Here is a 19,312-nt window from a genome sequence, read left to right on the forward strand (position 1 = left end):
CCCGCCTTATAACGTATATTCGTCCGCCGTATGGTAATGCCGGACCGCTTGATCGATGAAGCGGCGGATGGACGGTTCAAGAACGGCTTCCTCGGTGAACAGGAGAGAGGTCGTTCTTTTCGTTTGTTCCAGCTCGGGGATGAAGCGCACGGTCAGCTCGTTGTCTTCGACAAGATTGCGGCGCAAATACGATTCGGGCAAGAGTGTTGCCGTTTTGCAGGTGGATACGAGCCGGGTAATCGCTTCGAACGAATCGATCTCCATTTTGACATCCGGATGGACTCCGCAACGGTGAAACATCTCATCCATCAGGACGCGGTACCATGTACCCCGCGAAAACAAAATCATCGGCAGCTCGTGCAGATCTTGAATATTGAGTTCCTCCTTGTCGGCGAACGAATGTCCTTCGGGCAGCACAAGACAGAGCGGGTCGTCGAATAAGGGCACGCAGACGATGGACGGGTCTTCGATCATGGAGGCGACGAGACCGATGTCCACGCGTTTTTCTTTGATGAGTGGGACGATCTCGTGCGTTTTGCCGGTAACGGCCTTGATGTCCGTATTCGGGTATTCACGGGTATAGATCGTAATCAGGTCGGGCAGTGTCGACTGGAGCGTCGTCAGGCTTGCTCCGATGACGATGCTGGCGGGTTTGACGTTTGTTTTGAACGCCTGCAGCTTCTCGTGCAGCCGGCGCTCCAGCCGCTTTTGCTCCAGGGCGAACTCGTAGCACACCTCTCCGGCGCGGGTCAGCTCCAGCCGCTTGCCTTTGCGGACGAAGAGCTGAATGCCGAGCTCCTCCTCCAGCCGCATAATTTTACGCGACAGCGCGGGCTGGGAGACGTTGAGCAGCTGCGACGCTTTATTCAAGCTTTGCTGCTCGACGACGGTGGCAAATACGTCGATAAGCTCCATAGCGGGTATCCGTCCTTTTCATATGTTAATAAGTTATAAGCATATATAAAAAATCAGCACTTCCATTATAAGCGAATCAGGAGTAGTATGGAATGTGTCACTTCTTGTTCACATTTTTTGCCGCAAACGGTATAAAAGCTTGTCGAAACATCGAAAATAGGCATAGCGTTTTTTGTTGACGCTCCCGATATGCGGGAGTACAATGGTAAATGGTTTTGACGAAGCGGTGACAAGCCTTAATTTGAGGGGGGAACTAGTTTCAATGTTTAAAAATTCTTACTTTTCGCGGAAGCTGCATTCATTGCTTGGTGTCATTCCGGTCGGCTTCTTCCTGATCGAGCACCTGCTGACGAACTACAAGGCGTTCAGCGGCGGACATGCGGCTTTCTTGGATCAAGTGTTCTGGCTGCATGAGCTGCCGCTCGTGCTGCTGCTGGAAATTGTCGGCATTTGGATTCCGCTGGCCTATCACGCCATCTACGGCTTGTATGTGGCTTATACGGCGCGCAACAACGTGTCCAACTACGGCTATTTCCGCAACCAAATGTTTTTCTTGCAGCGCGTAACCGGTGTCATTACGTTCTTGTTCGTGGCTTTCCACTTCTTCCAAACGCGTCTGCAAATCTCGCTCGGAACGGTAGCGCAAGATGCGATAGGCATCCGGATGCACGAGATTGCGAGCAACAACATTTACTTCATTATGTACTGTATTGGCATCGTTGCGGCCGTGTTCCACTTTAGCAACGGCATGTGGTCTTTCCTCGTCAGCTGGGGGATTACCGTGGGGCCGCGCGCGCAGCGAGTTTCGACTTATGTATGGATGGGCGTGTTCGTGGTGATGTCCATCATGTTTATTTTGTCCTTGACGGCATTTTTGAATCCGGATTTCAGTCAACTGCCGAAAATGGCGAAAGGTTAAGGGGGAGGGACGATCATGGCGAATTCAAAAATCATCGTAGTCGGTGGAGGCTTGGCTGGTTTGATGGCCACCATCAAAGCGGCGGAGGCTGGAGTTCACGTCGACCTGTTCTCCTTGGTGCCGGTTAAACGTTCCCACTCCGTGTGCGCGCAGGGCGGCATCAACGGAGCGGTGAATACGAAAGGGGAAGGCGACTCCCCATGGGAACACTTTGACGATACGGTTTATGGCGGAGACTTCCTGGCCAACCAGCCGCCGGTTAAAGCGATGTGCGACGCGGCGCCGGGCATCATCCACTTGATGGACCGGATGGGCGTTATGTTCAACCGTACGCCGGAAGGCCTGCTCGATTTCCGCCGTTTCGGGGGAACGAAGCATCACCGTACGGCGTTTGCCGGGGCAACGACAGGCCAACAACTGCTGTATGCGCTGGACGAGCAAGTACGCCGCTGGGAAACGGCAGGTCTGGTCAAGAAATACGAGCATTGGGAGTTCCTTGGCGCGGTGCTCGACGACGACGGCGTATGCCGCGGGATTGCCGGACAAGACCTGCGCAGCATGGAAGTCAACACTTTCAAAGCCGATGCGGTTATTTTGGCGACAGGCGGCCCGGGGATTATCTTCGGTAAAACGACGAACTCCGTTATCAATACGGGTACGGCGGCCAGTGCGGTATATCAACAAGGCGTTTATTACGCGAACGGCGAGTTCATTCAGATTCACCCGACAGCGATTCCTGGCGACGACAAGCTTCGTCTCATGTCCGAATCTGCGCGGGGCGAAGGCGGACGCGTATGGACATATAAAGACGGCAAGCCGTGGTACTTCCTTGAAGAAAAATATCCGGCTTACGGAAACCTGGTACCGCGCGATATCGCGACACGGGAAATTTTCTCTGTCTGCGTCGATTTGAAGCTCGGTGTGAACGGCGAGAACATGGTGTATCTCGACCTGTCGCATAAAGATCCGAAGGAGCTTGACGTCAAGCTCGGGGGGATCATCGAGATCTATGAGAAATTCATGGGCGACGATCCGCGCAAAATTCCGATGAAGATTTTCCCTGCCGTGCACTACTCGATGGGCGGCATGTGGGTTGACTATAACCAAATGACGAATATTCCGGGACTGTTCGCCTGTGGCGAGTGCGAGTACCAGTACCATGGCGCCAACCGTCTGGGTGCGAACTCGCTGCTTTCCGCGATCTACGGCGGTATGATCACCGGTCCGAAAGCCATCGAATATATCAAAGGCTTGGATAAGCTTGCCGAAGACGTTTCGTCAACGGTGTACGACCGCTACCAAAAGCAGCAAACGGACAAATACGAAAGCATCTTGAACATGAACGGCTCCGAGAATGCTTACGTGCTGCACAAAGAGCTGGGCGAGTGGATGACGAACAACATGACCGTCGTGCGTTACAACAAGCAGCTCCAACAAACGCTCGACAAAATCAACGAGCTGAAGCAACGCTACAAAAACATCAACATCAACGACTCGGCCCGTTTCAACAACCCGGGTGTGGCATTCACCCGCCAGCTGTGGAACATGCTTGAGCTGTCCCACGCGATGACGCTCGGCGCTCTGCTTCGCGACGAAAGCCGCGGCGCGCACTATAAGCCGGAGTTCCCGGATCGTAACGACGAGCAGTTCCTGAAAACGACGAAGGCGAAATGGACGCCGGACGGTCCGCAAATCGATTGGGAAGACGTTGACGTATCGCTGATCGAACCGAGAAAACGTGACTACACGACCGACAAGAAGAAGGGAGGTCATTAATCATGGCCGAAGCAACTGCAGCAGCGAATAAAAAGGTCAAGTTCATCGTAACGCGTCAGGATTCTGCGGAAAGCAAACCGTACACGGAAGAGTTCGAGGTTCCTTACCGACCGAATATGAACGTGATCAGCGCTTTGATGGAGATTCAGCGGAACCCGATGAACGCGAGCGGCAATAAAACGACACCGGTCTGCTGGGAATCGAACTGTCTGGAAGAAGTGTGCGGCGCTTGCTCGATGGTCATTAACGGCAAGCCGCGGCAAGCTTGCTCCGCGCTCGTCGACAAGCTGGAGCAGCCGATTCGCATCGCGCCGATGTCGACATTCCCGGTCGTTCGCGACCTGGTGATCAATCGTGAGCGCATGTTCGCCGCTCTGAAGAAGGTTAAAGCATGGATTCCGATCGACGGTACGTACGACCTCGGTCCGGGACCGCGGATGGCCGAGTCCAAGCGTCAATGGGCCTATGAGCTGTCCAAATGCATGACCTGCGGCGTGTGTCTCGAGTCCTGCCCGAACGTGAACGACAAAACGACGTTTATCGGCCCGGCAGCCGTCTCGCAAGTACGTTTGTTCAACGCGCATCCGACAGGCGAGATGAACGCTCACGAGCGTCTGGAAGCTTTGATGGAAGACGGCGGCATCGAAGGCTGCGGCAACTCGCAGAACTGCGTGCGTTCCTGTCCGAAAGGCATTCCGCTCACCACGTCGATCGCGGCGATGAATCTCGATACGACGAAGCACTTGTTCAAGAAATGGCTTAGCGTGTAATCATATTAATAATAAAATTCTCCCTTGCTGTGCGATCGCAGGGGAGAATTTTTTTTGTTTGAGAATAGGCAGTTTAGATCATCTTTTCCAATTTATGTCCTTGTCGAAAATTGTAAACGGAAGTATATTAATACAAGGTATAATCAGGAAATTATGTTAAGATAGCCATTGTGGGAGCGCGGTTGCATTGGTCGATTTTATATTGTTCATGGTCTTTTCGATAATGGAAACAATGGCGATGTATTATTTGATGTTCCGTTTGTTCAAGTTCGATATGTACCCGGCTTCGATTGTATTTGCGAGCGCGGTAGCGTCGTTTATTTCGTTTACGAATCGAAATGTATATGAGATTCAATCAATAGATGTTCTCGTGCAAATTTTTCTGATGTTTATGTTTGTTTGGCTGTTATTCAGAGTTCATCCATTTTACGCCGGGATTATGACATGCAGCACATATTTGGGGTATGTGATCATACAAGCTACTTGCTATTTTTTCTTAGAGGCAATAGGTATATTTGAGATTAGAACCTTGACGAACAATATAGTAGGAACGAATCTTCTTCAAATCCTTACAGCTTTCTCTGCTTGGTTATTGGGATGGTGGATTAAAAAAGGAAGGAAAGGCTTTGATTTTGTTCCGCATTCACAATTCGTCATGGTTAAAATGAGCAAAATTAATATCATGTTTATAGGCATGAACGCATTGTCGGTTTTTGTCTTATCGTTTGTTTATAATTTTTTTGCAAATGATAATATGAAATTAGTCTATGTATTTTTTGTGCTGATTCTAATTATGTACTGTATATTATATTTTTCGTATAAGAAGGATCGCAGTGATGATTAACAGGCCTGCTCGTGCAGTATCAGTTTGGATAAAGAATGCGAATCCGGAGAAGACGACAACTGTTGAAATTATGGAATATGCATTAAGTATTTTATTTAATACGTTGTCGATTGTGTTGATTACTTTATTTGTCGGTTACATATTTGGAAAGTTTTATGAAACGTCTCTTGTTTTATTATCGTTCGCTTGGTTAAGATTTTTTTCGGGCGGAGTCCATTTTAAGTCTAGCATAGGTTGTATACTTGTTTCTGTTTTCATATGTACATCGTTACCCCATCTTCCGGAATTGACTGTTTCAATTGTGACGTTTGCTAATGTTACAAGTATTATTTTACTGCTTTTTTTTGCTCCAAATATCGATCAAGAAACTAAATTGAAGGCCGTTTATCGTCCTATATATAAATGTTTAGCTGTAGGCATCGTAAGTATCAATTTTATATATATGTCTTCGTTACTAGCTATTACATTTTTTGTCCAGTGTTTGACCATCATTCCATTAAAAAGGAAGGGGTAATTTTTTGAAAAAGCATATTGCGCAACTAGTTTCAGCTATTTTAGCCGTATGTGCTTCGGTTTTTATCGTTACTTTAAAACCAATGGTCTTCAGTCCCAAAGCCCCGAAAGAATTGATGGACAAAAATAAGGTTTAGTTTGGAGTTGGATTTACAATGCGAGTGCTTCGGGAGGACGGTTCGGGTTACGAACTTGACGACGATGAGATCGTTTTTTTCACCACTCATAATAATGTCATCAGCGTACATACCCGCACTGAACGATATATCGTTCCGACGACCCTCGACCAGCTGAGCAAAGCGTATCAAGATTTGTCGTTCGATAAGGTGGATCGATCTTATAGCGTAAGAATGGACCGGATCGAAGGTTACCATGCCGTACGTAAGGCGGTTTTTTTTGAGGAGGAAACGACGGATAATACGAAGTACGCTCCCGTTTCAGAGCCCAACATGAAAAAAGTATTAAAGCATTTGGAAAAGAAAAAAGACCAACCTTGAAAGGCTAGTCTTTTTTCGGCAGCGCTCCGGGGATCGATTGACACCGGTTATGGTGGATGCGCTGATGAACGATGTCCTGCAGCAGATGCATGAACATCCAGCTGATGGAAGCGAACTTGCTTCGCTCTGTCGGGAAATCGTCAAAGTAGGCCTTCAAATGGTGTCCCACCCCTTTGACCTTCGACATGTTCACGACATTGGAGCCATCGAGCTGCCAGAAATCTTCAATATGATTTTCCAGATCGTCCAAATCTGCGATAGCCCGGTATTCTCCGTGCAAAGTATGGAAAATAAGCCTTCCGGACTTATCCTTTTCGGTATAAAGAACATCGTTGTGGAGATCGATAACGGCGAGTCTGCTTTCTCCCGTTGGCAAAGTTTGAATAACCGACATGGGCGATTTCATGGAGGCTCTCCTTTTGTGTACTTTTTAACAAAAAATATATACTAAATAATGGTTAACCATGGAATTGTTTACTAAAAAGGATAACATAGATTTAGTAATTTTTTTACATTGGTTTAAAATTTAAATCCTCTATTGACAAAATAAGCCAAGCCTATCTATAAAATTCCGTTGACGAATCGGTAGGTTAGAAGGTAAAATAGAATTAATTTAAACGTTTAAATTATGTTGAAGAATTGGAGTGCCGGTTATGAGCAAAAAACGCCAAATCACGATCGTAGATCTGGCAGAGGCTGCCGGCGTATCGATTGCCACGGTGTCGAATGTGCTGAACCGACGGAATGTGCCGATGTCGGCCGAAACGATTCGGAAGGTGGAAGCGGCGGCAGAGCTTCTCGGTTACCGCCGCAATGTGATGGCTGCTAGCCTCAGCAGCAAAAAGTCCTACGAGCTGGGGATGCTCGTACCGAGCTTTGGCGGGTATTATGGGCGTTTCGCCGAAGAGATGCAGCGTACCGCTCACCAGTATGGGTACCATCTGTCGGTATTTTCGGCGGCAGGCTTCGATCCGGAGATCGAGAAGCGTCACTTGGACGTACTGCTGCAGCGCAGGGTAGACGGGTTGTTTTGCCACGGGTTGGCAATGTCTCAGGAAGCCACCAGACAGATCGTATCAGATGGCACCCCGTTGGTCCTGTTTAACGCTTGGGGGTGGCCGAGCGACATCGCGGCCGGCGCGGTCAATCTCGATTTTCTGGAAGGCTGCGATACGATCGTGAGGCATTTATACGAGCAGGGCAGCCGGAAGATGGTTTACTTGGCGAAAGCAAAATCGCTCGGAACGGACCGGCAGCGCCGGATCGGTTTCCGCAACGGGCTGGACCGGCTTCCGGAATCAATTCCGTCCACGATCGTGGAGCTGGATGACGGGCTTACGATGGATGAAGCGGTGGAACAGGTTATCGCTTTTTCGGATGGGGTGCGGCCGATCGGGGTGATGGGATTCGACGACAATGTGGCGTTGGCGTTCATGTTTGCCGTGCTGCGTCATGGCTACAAGGTTCCGCAGGACGTGCTGGTTGTCGGGGTCAATAACGATCCGTTCACTTCCGTCTGCTATCCGTCGATGACGACGATGAACATTCCTTACGACAAGCAGGCCCGACTGGCCATCCGCTTGATGCTGGAGCAGCTCGGGGAAAGCGATACGGTGGTGCGGATCGACGGAAATGCCGATCGCGTCGAGATTACCGATGCGCACGAGGTTCGCGTTCCGATGCAGCTTGTTCCGCGCATGTCCACCCAGTCCGTCTGACAGGCGGGGCCCTACATAGACGACAACAAGACAAAAAGGAGCTTGATCCTCATGAGTTTATGGCAAAAGGCGATTGAAGACGCGGTTCAAAAAACAAAAGCTAATATCGGCAAATTCGGCGGCCTGTTTCCCCATGTCAGCGAGAACGGAAAATATATCTTAAACGATAATTGCGATTGGACGGAAGGCTTCTGGTCCGGGATGCTGTGGCTTTGCTATGAGCATACCAAGGACGAGGCGTTCCGCGAAGCGGCCGTGCAGACGGTCGAGAGCTTCAAGAAGCGGCTCGAAGCCCATCGGGTGCTGGACCATCACGATATCGGGTTCTTGTACTCGCTTTCTGCCAAGGCGCAGTGGATTATCGAGCGGGACCCGGCTGCCAAGCAACTGGCGCTGGAAGCGGCCGATGTGATGATGCGGCGTTGGCGTTCGAAAGGCCGTTACATCCAAGCTTGGGGGCCGGAAGGCGATCCGGAGAACGGCGGACGCATCATCATCGACTGCATGATGAACCTGCCTTTGCTGTACTGGGCTTATGAGCAGACGGGCAACAAGGAGTACTTGGACGTAGCGGTTACGCATGCTGACAAATCGCGGCGTTTCTTGGTCCGCGGGGACGATTCGTCTTACCATACGTTCTACTTCGATCAAGAAACGGGCGAGTCGATTCGTGGGGGGACGCATCAAGGCTACCGCGATGCTTCTACATGGACCCGGGGACAGGCTTGGGGCATCTACGGGTTCGCTTTGTCCTACCGCTATACGAAAAATCCGCTGTATCTGGAAACGTCCCGCCGCATGGCGCGTTATTTCCTGGAGCGGCTGCCGGAAGACGATGTGGTGTACTGGGATTTCGACGCGCCGGTTACCCCGGAGACGAAACGCGACAGCTCCGCATCCGCGATCGCATCGGCCGGGCTTGTTGAGCTTCTGTCTCATTTGGATGCTAAGGATGCCGACCGGGTCTTCCTGGAGGACGGGCTGCACCGTTCGATGAAATCGCTGGTCGAGAATTATTCCACCATCGGACAGCCGGATGCGGAAGGGCTGCTGGAGCACGGCTCGTACAGCGTGCGCGGCGGGTCGGCGCCGGACGATTATATGATTTGGGGCGATTATTACTACCTCGAAGCGCTTGTTCGGTTGGAAAAAGGCATCACGGGCTATTGGTACGAAAGAAGCTAGAATGAATTGGAAAACTCCCTTACGATTCGATCCGCATAGGATGACGTAAGGGAGTTTTTTGGCGTGAAAGCGGGAGGCTCGTCGTATCAATTTTGCAATGGCTTCATGAATGGACCCTTCTCCGCTTGCTTATGACGCAAAAATTGCTTGCCGTACTCGCCATGCGGATGAATGTTGACATGTTCCGTTTGGATGGTCGAATGCTCGATGCCGTATTTTTGCTTGAGCGTCTCATTGATGGCGAGAATGATGCAGAACGGTTGAATTTTGTCGTCGATAAACACGTGGGCCGTCAGCGAGTAATGGTCGGTCGATACGGCCCACAGATGCATTTCGTGCACATCTTCGACGCCTTCAACATCCCGGATTGACTGGCGGATCTCGTCCAAGTCGTAGCGGCTGGGCACCGATTCCATAAGAATCAGGTACGATTCTTTGATGATTTTAGCGCCACCGGTAAAAATAATGCCGCCGATGACCATACTGATAAGCGGATCGAACCATTTCAAGCCGGTAAAATAAATGATGATGGCCGAGACAATAACCCCGATCGAGCTGAGCAAATCACCGATAAAGTGCCACAGGGCGCTTTGGACGTTCAGGTTTTCTTCTTCCTTCATGCTGCGGCTGAGCACAATAGTGAGCACCAGATTGACGATGAGGCCGATGGACGCGATGATCAGCATCAGCTTCAAGTCGATTTCTTCCGGCGTAATGAACCTGCGGATGCCTTCGATGAAGATGCCTGCGGCGATAATGGCCAGCGCCAGCCCATTCAGGAAGGAGGCGATGATTTCGAAGCGCAGATAGCCGAACGTAAATCGTGCATTCGGCGGCCGGGTAGCCAAATAGATGGCAATCATGCTGAGGCCCAGAGCGATAACGTCGGAGATCATATGAGCCGAATCGGAGAGCAGAGCCAGCGAGTTCGACATCAAGCCTCCGATAATTTCGACGATCGTAAAGAAGGCGGTCAAAATGAGCGTAACCCAGAGCGTCTTCTTGGACCGGCTTTGTTCTTTGACATGATGAAGATGATGGAAATCGTAATGATCATCTTGCATGGATAACACCGTCCTTTCGAGCTGCTGTATGTAACGGATTATACGTCAAGTTCTGAATTTTGGCAAATACTTTAATTGATAGTGTTTATCATCGGTTTTATGGGCTTATTCTTCGTTTTTGAGAAGTTTTATCACTTTTTTGATAACTTTTCTCAATCGAGTGAAAGCGATTATCGTTTTCGCAAAATGGCAGCGATTACAATTTTGTTACATAAATGAAATATTCCTGTTACGTATTTAACATGTTGGGGGTGTAATATAATAAGCAAGACCCCCTTTTTAATATATAAACCTTTTGAAGACTCGCCCCGTTGGCGGGTCTCTTTTTTTTGCGACCGCTACCCTTGCTTGGTGCGGTCTATTTTTTATGTAACCTTTTCCGTAAAGATCTAATAATTGAACAGAGAGAAGAAGATTGCAAAAGGGATCGTTTTTTATGGAAAGGTGGCTGTGTTGGTGGATTTGAAAGAAGACTACGTCCTCAAAGCGCAAGCAGGGGATAGCGAAGCATTCATCTATTTGGTCAAGGAATTGGAGCTGAACTTGTACCGAATGGCCATGGCGATCGTCAAGCAGGAGGCGGATTGTGCCGATGTCGTGCAAGAGGCGATACTGAAAGCTTACAAGTCGCTGCATACGTTAAAAGATCCGGCTTTTTTCAAGACGTGGATCTATCGGATATTGATTAACGAGTGCAATAAACTGTTGAAGAAGCGGATGCTTTTGATGACAGGCGATGAGCTTACCGGCCGTCCTTCCGGTATGGCGGATTATGAAAATATCGATCTGCGGGAGATGGTGGACCATCTGGAGGAGAACCTGCAAATCGTCATTGTCCTGCATTATTTTCAAGATCTCCCTCTTTCTGAAGTGGCCGACGTGCTCGGTATATCGACGGGAGCGGTGAAGACCCGCCTGCACAGGGCAAGAAAGCAGTTATTATCTTGGTTAGGAACCGGTACGGAAAGGAAGATGAGCTGTGGCGCACAATGAGCTTGATAAAAACTTGATCGAATGCAGGAAAAAGCTCCCTGACCACATCACGGCAACGATGCGCTTCCGTTTAGACGATACGTATAGGATGATCCGTGAAATGGAAAAGCCAGCAGACAAGCTTCCCAATAAAACAATTAAAAAGCGGAAGCCGCTTCAGAAAGGGTTGGTCATTGCCGTCGCCGCAGCCATTCTTGGATTATTGATCCTGAGTCCCGTACTGATCTCCTCGACGATGGCCGAGTCATTGAATAAATTGCCGATCGTGGGGAACATTTTCAAGCTTGCAGGGGATTTAGGGCTTCAGAAGGCCGAAGAGGAGGGCCTCACGACAACCGTAAATGAAAGTGCAAGCCATGACGGCTACGAAGGTTTCCTATGACGGAATACGAATTGCATTGGAGTTAACAAGAACGGCTCCGGAAGGTACCGAAGGCGCGCTATATCATTTGCGTTCGATCATGAATAATAAGGCGAAGAAGGGTTCTTTTGATAATATTCAGGTTTGGTTGCCTTCCGGTAATTATAGCAGCCTTAGCTTGGGAACGAACCTAGTCACAGAACCTTCCGAATCCGTGCTTGTGCAGCTTCACGATTTATCGGGGGATATTCCGGATCAATTCGATTTGACGGTAAAGATGGGGCTAAAAGGGTATAAACGGCCGTTTGAATTAAAAGTGCCGGTCGTCAAAATGGCCGGACACACCGTACTCACATCCGAAGAGACGAAAACCTATAAGGGCGAGAGCTTGAAAATAACCGCCAAATTGGAAATGACACCTATCACAACCCGTCTCACCGTCAACTTAGCAGATGAGTATCTCTTGAAAGATTTGTGGTTTGATATCGTTGACAATGAGGGGAACTTTCCAAAATCGCTCGGCGGGGGAGTAAACAACTATGAAAATCACAAAGCGGATTATACTTACGAGGCTTTCCGGACCAGGCCGAAATCAATAACGGTCAAGCCGTATTTGAATAGGGGCAAGCAAGGGAAACAATATATCCCTGAACTGGAACTTGTCGTAGCAGTGCCCGAGAATCCTGAAGATGAAAGCAAATGATAAAAAGGCCGATCCCACTAAGGACCGGCCTTTGCTCTCAGCAGCAGCGCGAAACTTTACCGCCTTTGGCGTTATAACGGGCTTCCTGCGCCTCGCGGAAAAACTCCTCCCGCGTCTGGATCGGCTCGCCCGGATGGCATTCCTTCCGATGCTCGACGTACCGCTCGTAGTTTGGCACCCCGACGAGCAAGTCGAGGAACTGTCTGCGGTACTTGAGCACGTCCTTGACGGCCTCAAACATACTTCGGCACCTCCCGGACGCCGTCTGCGCCGCGCGCGATGTAAGGCGCTTCGCTCAGCCCGACGGGCAGGCCCTTCAGCACGCGGTACCATGTCCGCAGCGATACGAGGAGCACGGCCAGCACGATGATCATAAATACGCCGCAGAGAATCGCATCCACGTAATCGTTCGTGATGATCTGCTGCATTTGCGCGGCTGTTTTGGCCGGTGCCACCAGCTTCCCGGCGTTCAACGCGTCCTGATACTGCTGCGCGTGGGTCAAAAACCCGATTTTGGCGTCGGGATGAAACAGCTTCTGCCAGCCGGCTGTCATCGTAATGGTGAGCAGCCAGACCGTCGGCACCAGGGTCACCCAAGCGTACGCTTTCTTGCCCATTTTCAGCAGGATGGTCGAGCCGAGAATGAGCGCCATGCCCGCCAGCATCTGGTTGGCGATCCCGAACAGCGCCCAGAGCGAGTTGATGCCGCCCAACGGATCAATGACGCCCTGGTACAAGAAATAGCCCCAGCCGGCCACGCAAAGCGCCGTAGCTATGACGTTGCCGAGCGTGGATTCGGTATTGCCGAGCGGCTTGACGACGCTGCCGAGAATTTCTTGAATCATAAACCGGCCTACCCGGGTTCCTGCATCGATCGTCGTCAGAATAAACAATGCCTCGAACAAGATGGCAAAATGATACCAGAACGCCATTAGCGCCTTGCCGCCAATGACCCCGGACAAAATATGCGCCATGCCGATCGCGAACGTCGGCGCGCCGCCGGTCCGGGAAAGAATCGTCGATTCGCCAACATCCTTGGCCAAATTCGTCAGGTCGTCCGGCGTGATCGTAAAGCCCCATGACGTCAAAGTGGCCGCCGCTTTCACCGCATCGGTGCCGATGGCGGCAGCCGGGGAGTTAATGGCGAAGTAGGCGCCAGGCGTAATGACGCAGGCGGCAATCAGCGCCATAATGGCGACGAACGACTCCATCAGCATCGCGCCGTAGCCGATCGGCCGGGCGTGTGTCTCCCGCTCCAGCATTTTCGGCGTCGTGCCGGACGAAATCAGCGAATGGAAGCCGGAGACGGCGCCGCACGCAATCGTAATGAACAGGAACGGGAACAGGTTGCCGGCGAAGACCGGGCCTGTGCCGTCGATAAACTTGGTCGTGGAGGGCATCGCGAGATCCGGCATGACGAACAGGATGCCGAGCGCGAGTCCTACGATGGTGCCGATTTTCAGAAACGTGCTCAAGTAATCGCGCGGAGCCAGCAGCAGCCAGACCGGCAGCGCGGAGGCGATGAAGCCGTAAGCGATCAGCATGAGCGCAATCGTCTCGCCGCTGAACGTAAACAGGCCGGAGAGCACCGGGCTTTCCGCCACGTACTTGCCCCCTACGAGCGAGCCCAGGAGCAGCACCAGCCCGATCAGCGAAGCTTCGGCGACCCGTCCCGGGCGAATAAACCGCATGTAGATTCCCATCACGACGGCGATAGGAATAGTGGCGGCGATGGTGAACATCCCCCAAGGGCTCCCGATCAGTGCTTTGACGACAACGAGCGCCAGCACGGCGAGCAGAATGACCATAATGGCGAGAATGCCGACCATCGCGATCACCCCGGCGGTCGGGCCGATTTCTTCCTTGATCATTTCTCCGAGCGATTTGCCGCCCCGTCTCGTCGAAGCGAATAAAATGATGAAGTCCTGCACGGCTCCGCCGAGAATGACGCCGATCACAATCCAGAGCGTGCCGGGCAAATAGCCCATCTGCGCCGCGAGCACCGGACCGACGAGCGGCCCTGCGCCGGCGATAGCGGCGAAGTGATGCCCGAATAATACCCATTTGTTCGTCGGCACATAATCTTTGCCGTCATTGTTGATCTCGGCCGGCGTCTTGCGGTTGTCGTCCAAGCCGAGCACTTTGCGGGCCAAAAATTTACTGTAAAAGCGGTAAGCGACGGCATAACACGAAACGGCGGCGACAATCAGCCAAACGGCGTTGACCGATTCTCCTCGGTTCAGCGCAATCGCCGCGAATCCGAAGGCGCCGAGTACCGATACGAGTCCCCACAAACCTATGGATTTCAAGCTTTTAGCCATGCGGTTCCCTCCACCTGTGAATTGCTTCCATATTGGCAGCGTTTGCAAACAAGTATAAACGCTCTTTTGCCCAAGGGAAACCGCTTGGATCGCATGATGTCCGGAACCCGGTTCAAGATGTCAGATTTCCAGCTTCAAACGCAGCTCTTTCACATAATTCCGGCTGACGGGAACGCGGCTGTGGACCGTATCGTCCATCCGTACGTCGTAAGCTCCGTTGATCCACGACTTCAATTCCGAGATCGCTTCCAGCCGGACCAGGTAGCTTTTATGACAGCGGAAAAAACCGAACGGCGATAGCTTCTGTTCCAGCTCTTGCAAGGTATAGGAGACCTCGTAAGCTTGGTCGATCGTATGGATTTGAACCCGTTTGCCTTCCTTGCTGATATAAACGATATGTTTCGGCGATACGTACTTGATGCCGTCTTCCAATTCAAGCGCCAGCTTCACGCAGGCGTCTCCCGCCGCGGGCTTGCGCGAATTCGGCGCAAGACTTTTCTCAGCGGCCAGCCGCAATTCACGAAAGACCGCACCGAGATCGTCCTCGTCATACGGCTTCAATATGTAATGAAACGCGCGCAGCTTGAAGGCGTCGACCGCATAATGATCGTAAGCGGTGGAAAAGACGATTTTGACCCCCGGGTCGAGCTCGCCTACGATTTGCGCGACCTGCAGTCCGCTGAGGTCCGGCATCTCCATATCGAGAAACAGCACGTCCGGCGTCTGCTCCTTTACCTTGCGGATCGCGTCCATTCCGCCGACCGCCTGTGTCACCTGCGACACGTCGGCGATCTGCTCCAGCAAATAGGCCAGCTCCTCCCGGGAAGGCGCTTCGTCGTCGGCAATTACCACATTCCAGCCCATTCCTTTCACCTCACCCAAAAGCTAACTTTCGTGCCTTTCCCAGGTATGCTATCGATCTGCAGCGGCTTCTCCATACCGTAATGGTAGTTCAGCCGCTGGACGATGTTGCGCAGCGCGACGCCTGCATGCTCGTCCGCCGCCCCCGCCACGCCCAGACACATACCTGTGCCGTTGTCCTCCACCGTGATCCGGGCGCGATATTGTCCGCCGCACGCTTCCTGCTTCACGCCGAGGCGGATGATGCCGGGTCTGCCGATGTTTTGGAGCCCGTGGACAATCGCATTTTCCACCAGCGGCTGAATCGTAAACGGAGGAATACGGCAGTCCAGCGCCGCTTCGTCAATATCCGTCACAAACTCCAACTGGTCGCCGAGCCGCGCCTTGGTCAAGCTTAGGTAGGACGTAACAAGCTCAAGCTCGTCGCGGACCGAGACCAGCGTTTTGCTGCTGCCGTTCATATTTTTGCGGAGGAATTTGGACAGGTGCGTGATGAGCTGCCGCGCTTCCTCCGGTTTCGTGCGGATGAACGATTTGACCGTATTCAATACGTTGAATAAAAAGTGCGGGTTCATCTGCGCCTGCAGCGAGCGGATTTCGGCATCGGCCAACAGCTGTCCCTGCCGCTCCGCCTCCACGAAAGCATACTGCTGCGAAATAAGCCTTGCCAGCGTTGTCAACATCCGCCGCCGGGACGGGGAATCCTCCTGCTTCCGCTCGTAATACAACCGGAAGCGGCCGATCAGCTTTTTATTTTGCATTTCCATCGGCAAATCGACCCAATATGGCGTTTTGCGGCCTTCTTTGACCCATTCCGTATCGGCTTTGTAAAAGTAAGCGCCGACGGCCTTCGTCTCCTCATGCAGCGTTCTCGCAACTTCCCGGACCGCCCGGTCAAAATCCAACCGCCACAGCGGCATCGTTAAATCGGCGATATGCAGCGCTTTGCGCGCGTGCTCTGTCCCGATCCGGTCCTCCTCGCTTTCCATCGTATGATATACGACGAAAAACAGAGATACCCCGATCCCGTTGGCAACAATTTGCGGAATTCCGATCAGCGAGACCAAACCGAGCGCCTCGTTCCATGGTTTGGCTAGCAGCAGGATCAAACCCATCTGAACCGCTTCCGCGAGCAGGCCGACGGCAAACGCCGGCTTGGCCGAAGCCGCGTGCCGGAACCGCCGTTTGACGGCATTGCGGCATAAGCCTGACAGGATGCCTTGGGCGACAGGCGCCAGCATGCAGGCGACGGCGACGAAGCCGCCGAGGCTGTAGCGGTGCAGGCCGGCAATGACGCCGACGACCAGCCCGCTCTTCACCCCGCCGAGCAATCCGGCGATGACGACCCCGATCGACCGCGAGTTGGCGATGGCGGCTGTGGGGGAGACTTCGCCGATCCATGGCGCCGGCTGGTACGAATGTGGGGTCACGGTTACCCCGGAATACGTACCGAGAATCGCATACAGGCTGAAGAAAACGACGAAGCGCCACTGATGGGCCTGCTCCCCTTGGTAGCTCATATAGCTTCGCATCCATCGGCTTCGAGAGAAGACGAACGCCAGCGCAATCAGGAAGCCGACGCGTTCCAGCATATCGACAAAAAGATGCAGCATCCTTACACATCCGTTTTAGAGGAATCTCGTTATCTTGTAGTCTATTATATCGCATTTGCTGTGTATTGAATGCCGAGTCGATGAAAAAAAGGGGTTATTTTGAAAATATTGTATTTTTCTTTTTTGTTATAATAGAGTAGTTTCGGTTTCCGGAGAAGGGAGTAGAGGAGATATGGGCGAAGCGTATAAATTGGATTGCGCGAATTGCAGCTATCATATGAACGTTTTTGTAGGAATCGGATTCATGTACGTGTATTTGCATTCCATCGCTTCATTCGTGCAGGACGCCGCGCTTAAGAAACGGATTGTCGAGTTTGAGAAGGAACCGAGCACAAGATACGAGGCTTACGACGCCTTGTACCGGTGTACGGCATGCCGTTCGCTCCGGAATGAGCTTTATCTTGAGATGAAGTCGGATCGCGATTATTTTGTCACCGCCTATTCCTGCGGGAAATGCGGGGAAGCGATGCATCCCGTGCTGGACGATCCGAGGACGGTTCGGCTGGATTGTCCCAAGTGTGCCGGCGGCAAGCTGACGGCGACCTTTTACATGGACTGGGATTAGGCAATGAGCTAATTCAGCGTAAAGCAAAGGCCACCTTCGTTGTGAAGGCTGGCCTGTTTGCGTTCAGGGATAGCGGTTACTCTCGGGGCTCCAACCCCTGAAGAACGGCCTGCAATAAACCGGGAAAGCGAACATTCAAATCATCGTAGCGCAGAGAGACAAACCGCTGGGTACCTTCGATTCGCGTATGTGTAACCCCCGATTCTCTAAGCACCTTGTAATGATGGGAGAGGGTCGAGTTCGGAAGCGGGATGTCAAACTGGTTGCAGGCTTGTTCCCCGTGATCCGCGAGGCTTTTGATGATTTGGAGCCGAATGTCGTCACTGAGCGCATAGAGCACGGTAGATAAATTGATTTCGTCAACTTGCGGGTGAAAAAGCTTCCTCAAGATCGATCGCCTTCCATAAAAAAATTTTTCGGTAGTTGAATTATACCAAAGGGAGTGCTATATTTCAATTATTCGAATATTTTCGAAATAACGAAATAAAGGAGTTATGGATCTTGAACAGGGTCATTGCGTTGTTTTTCTGTATGATGTTTATTATCGGCACCGATACGTTTATCGCTTCGCCTTTATTGCCGACGCTTCGAGAAGCCTTCGGCGTTTCGGTCGAACGTTCCGGCTGGATCGTTTCCGCCTACGCCTTAGGCTATGCGTTGTTTGCGCTCGTTGCCGGACCTCTCTCGGACGGATGGAACCGGAAAAAAGTCATGATCGCGGGGATGGCCAGCTTCGGTGTGTTTACGCTGCTTTGCGGGGTTGCCGCCGACTTTTGGACCATGCTTCTTTTCCGCTTTTTGGCGGGGGTTAGCGGTGCGTTTGTATCGCCGCAGGTATGGGCAGCTATCCCGCAAATCGTTCCATCCGGCAAAGTATTAAAAGCGATGGGGATCGCGACCGCCGGACTTGCAGTTGCGCAAATGCTCGGAGTACCCATTGGCAGCTATCTTGCCGCATTCGGATGGCATACTCCGTTTATCGCGATCGGGGTCGCCTCGTTTATGATCATGATACTTATTGCTCTGGTGCTGCCGTCGATTCCGGCGCCGCCTGCCGAAGGGAAAGCTCCTTCCATTGTCGGACGCTATCGTGCGCTGCTTCGCGAATCCAGGGCGAAAAAAGCTTTTCTCGCTTATTTTGTGTTTCAGCTCGGGAACTTTGCCACGTTTTCCTTTATCGGAACCTGGCTTTCGGACAAATTCGGACTTGGCGTCGCTGAGATTGGAACGGTGCTGCTGTTTCTGGGCCTGGGCAATACGCTCAGCAGCTTTTTTGGCAGCAGCGTGATACAGAGGATGGGGGGGAGAAGCTCGTTTATTTTGGGGATGGCAGTGCTCGTCCTGATCTTTCCAAGCCTCTCCTTTATGGAAAGTATTACATATATAAAGCTGGCTTACTTTTTGATTTATTTTATTATGGGCCTGCTTTTCCCGCTCATGATGAGCTTGCTGCAAGGATTGTCTTCTACGGCACGCGGAACGATCTCCTCCTTGGCGAACTCGTCCATGTATTTCGGAGCTACGCTCGCTTCGTCTGTGGCCGGAGTTCTGTACACTCGTCTTCATGGGTTTGTTTCGGTCAGCCTGTTTACCGTTCTTTGTTTTATCGTCTCCTTGCTCTTGTTTCTTCGAAGCGGGGTATTGCCAGCCCGTTCGCGAAGCGAATCTCGCAGTGCCGCCGTTATGAAATAAGC

20 protein-coding genes are annotated in these 19,312 nt (G+C 51.7%); 12 read left to right on the forward strand and 8 right to left on the reverse strand.

All coding sequences use genetic code 11. From position 1 onward, the window contains the following. Window positions 1-6 precede the first annotated feature (6 nt). On the reverse strand, window positions 7-915 hold the full coding sequence (locus NI000_RS10135; RefSeq protein WP_253410085.1) for a LysR family transcriptional regulator: 909 nt from the start codon (window positions 913-915) through the stop codon (window positions 7-9). 262 nt (window positions 916-1,177) lie between these two features. Here NI000_RS10135 and NI000_RS10140 point away from each other — a divergent pair, with 262 nt between their 5' ends. The 5 genes from NI000_RS10140 to NI000_RS10155 all read left to right on the forward strand — a co-directional run bounded on the left by NI000_RS10140 (window position 1,178) and on the right by NI000_RS10155 (window position 6,234). Continuing rightward, entirely contained in the window at window positions 1,178-1,834 is a 657-nt protein-coding gene (locus NI000_RS10140) for a succinate dehydrogenase cytochrome b558 subunit (protein WP_054972865.1), read from the forward strand. A 15-nt stretch (window positions 1,835-1,849) separates the two neighbouring features. Continuing rightward, a complete protein-coding gene (gene sdhA / locus NI000_RS10145; RefSeq protein ID WP_253410086.1) occupies window positions 1,850-3,610 on the forward strand; it encodes a succinate dehydrogenase flavoprotein subunit in 1,761 nt (586 codons plus the stop codon). A gap of 2 nt (window positions 3,611-3,612) precedes the next feature. Continuing rightward, entirely contained in the window at window positions 3,613-4,380 is a 768-nt protein-coding gene (gene sdhB, locus NI000_RS10150) for a succinate dehydrogenase iron-sulfur subunit (RefSeq protein ID WP_054972867.1), read from the forward strand. A gap of 836 nt (window positions 4,381-5,216) precedes the next feature. Beyond that, the gene (locus NI000_RS37085; protein ID WP_369077324.1) at window positions 5,217-5,738 is read left to right on the forward strand and encodes an accessory gene regulator ArgB-like protein; all 522 of its coding nucleotides are present in this window, start codon (window positions 5,217-5,219) and stop codon (window positions 5,736-5,738) included. A gap of 154 nt (window positions 5,739-5,892) precedes the next feature. Then, entirely contained in the window at window positions 5,893-6,234 is a 342-nt protein-coding gene (locus tag NI000_RS10155) for a LytTR family transcriptional regulator DNA-binding domain-containing protein (protein WP_253410087.1), read from the forward strand. Window positions 6,235-6,238: 4 nt separating this feature from the next. Here the strand turns inward: NI000_RS10155 and NI000_RS10160 are convergent, their stop codons facing one another. Then, window positions 6,239-6,640, reverse strand: coding sequence for a LytTR family transcriptional regulator DNA-binding domain-containing protein (locus NI000_RS10160; RefSeq protein WP_253410088.1), 402 nt, complete (start codon window positions 6,638-6,640; stop codon window positions 6,239-6,241). Between the two features lie 247 nt (window positions 6,641-6,887). On the opposite strand from NI000_RS10160, the gene NI000_RS10165 reads away from it, so the two are divergent. Both NI000_RS10165 and NI000_RS10170 read left to right on the forward strand, forming a co-directional pair. Then, a complete protein-coding gene (locus tag NI000_RS10165; RefSeq protein ID WP_253410089.1) occupies window positions 6,888-7,952 on the forward strand; it encodes a LacI family DNA-binding transcriptional regulator in 1,065 nt (354 codons plus the stop codon). Window positions 7,953-8,003: 51 nt separating this feature from the next. Further along, window positions 8,004-9,137, forward strand: coding sequence for a glycoside hydrolase family 88 protein (locus NI000_RS10170; protein ID WP_253410090.1), 1,134 nt, complete (start codon window positions 8,004-8,006; stop codon window positions 9,135-9,137). An 86-nt stretch (window positions 9,138-9,223) separates the two neighbouring features. Here the strand turns inward: NI000_RS10170 and NI000_RS10175 are convergent, their stop codons facing one another. Further along, window positions 9,224-10,201 (reverse strand): cation diffusion facilitator family transporter, encoded by a 978-nt coding sequence (locus NI000_RS10175; RefSeq protein ID WP_253410091.1) that lies wholly within the window; start codon window positions 10,199-10,201, stop codon window positions 9,224-9,226. Between the two features lie 444 nt (window positions 10,202-10,645). Between NI000_RS10175 and NI000_RS10180 the strand changes: the two genes are divergently transcribed. The 3 genes from NI000_RS10180 to NI000_RS10190 are packed head-to-tail and all read left to right on the forward strand — an operon-like array spanning window position 10,646 to window position 12,258. Further along, on the forward strand, window positions 10,646-11,194 hold the full coding sequence (locus tag NI000_RS10180; protein ID WP_309247881.1) for a sigma-70 family RNA polymerase sigma factor: 549 nt from the start codon (window positions 10,646-10,648) through the stop codon (window positions 11,192-11,194). Beyond that, a complete protein-coding gene (locus tag NI000_RS10185; RefSeq protein WP_253410092.1) occupies window positions 11,181-11,576 on the forward strand; it encodes a DUF4179 domain-containing protein in 396 nt (131 codons plus the stop codon). Before NI000_RS10180 ends, NI000_RS10185 begins: the two co-directional genes overlap by 14 nt. Continuing rightward, window positions 11,536-12,258: a DUF5643 domain-containing protein gene (locus NI000_RS10190; RefSeq protein WP_253410093.1), complete on the forward strand. Its 723-nt coding sequence runs from the start codon at window positions 11,536-11,538 to the stop codon at window positions 12,256-12,258. Before NI000_RS10185 ends, NI000_RS10190 begins: the two co-directional genes overlap by 41 nt. Window positions 12,259-12,295: 37 nt before the next feature. Here the strand turns inward: NI000_RS10190 and NI000_RS10195 are convergent, their stop codons facing one another. The 4 genes from NI000_RS10195 to NI000_RS10210 form a co-directional block, all read right to left on the reverse strand. Beyond that, window positions 12,296-12,499, reverse strand: coding sequence for a YbdD/YjiX family protein (locus tag NI000_RS10195; RefSeq protein ID WP_010493609.1), 204 nt, complete (start codon window positions 12,497-12,499; stop codon window positions 12,296-12,298). Next, window positions 12,492-14,579 (reverse strand): carbon starvation CstA family protein, encoded by a 2,088-nt coding sequence (locus NI000_RS10200; protein ID WP_253410094.1) that lies wholly within the window; start codon window positions 14,577-14,579, stop codon window positions 12,492-12,494. The genes NI000_RS10195 and NI000_RS10200 overlap by 8 nt, the downstream gene beginning before the upstream one ends. Before the next feature lie 120 nt (window positions 14,580-14,699). Further along, window positions 14,700-15,443, reverse strand: coding sequence for a LytR/AlgR family response regulator transcription factor (locus tag NI000_RS10205; protein WP_253410095.1), 744 nt, complete (start codon window positions 15,441-15,443; stop codon window positions 14,700-14,702). A gap of 5 nt (window positions 15,444-15,448) precedes the next feature. Beyond that, window positions 15,449-17,053, reverse strand: a complete 1,605-nt coding sequence (locus NI000_RS10210; protein ID WP_253410096.1) for a LytS/YhcK type 5TM receptor domain-containing protein — start codon at window positions 17,051-17,053, stop codon at window positions 15,449-15,451. A 217-nt stretch (window positions 17,054-17,270) separates the two neighbouring features. Here NI000_RS10210 and NI000_RS10215 point away from each other — a divergent pair, with 217 nt between their 5' ends. Beyond that, window positions 17,271-17,618, forward strand: a complete 348-nt coding sequence (locus tag NI000_RS10215; RefSeq protein ID WP_253410097.1) for a hypothetical protein — start codon at window positions 17,271-17,273, stop codon at window positions 17,616-17,618. Between the two features lie 76 nt (window positions 17,619-17,694). On the opposite strand, the gene NI000_RS10220 is transcribed toward NI000_RS10215, so the two are convergent. After that, complete coding sequence (locus tag NI000_RS10220) at window positions 17,695-18,006, reverse strand: ArsR/SmtB family transcription factor (protein ID WP_253410098.1); 312 nt, start codon at window positions 18,004-18,006, stop codon at window positions 17,695-17,697. A gap of 113 nt (window positions 18,007-18,119) precedes the next feature. On the opposite strand from NI000_RS10220, the gene NI000_RS10225 reads away from it, so the two are divergent. Further along, window positions 18,120-19,310 carry an MFS transporter gene (locus tag NI000_RS10225; protein WP_253410099.1) on the forward strand — a complete coding sequence of 397 codons (1,191 nt, stop codon included), beginning with the start codon at window positions 18,120-18,122 and terminating at the stop codon, window positions 19,308-19,310. Window positions 19,311-19,312: the final 2 nt, after the last annotated feature.

It is taken from the genome of Paenibacillus tyrphae, assembly GCF_024158745.1.
Classification (GTDB): domain Bacteria; phylum Bacillota; class Bacilli; order Paenibacillales; family NBRC-103111; genus Paenibacillus_G; species Paenibacillus_G tyrfis_A.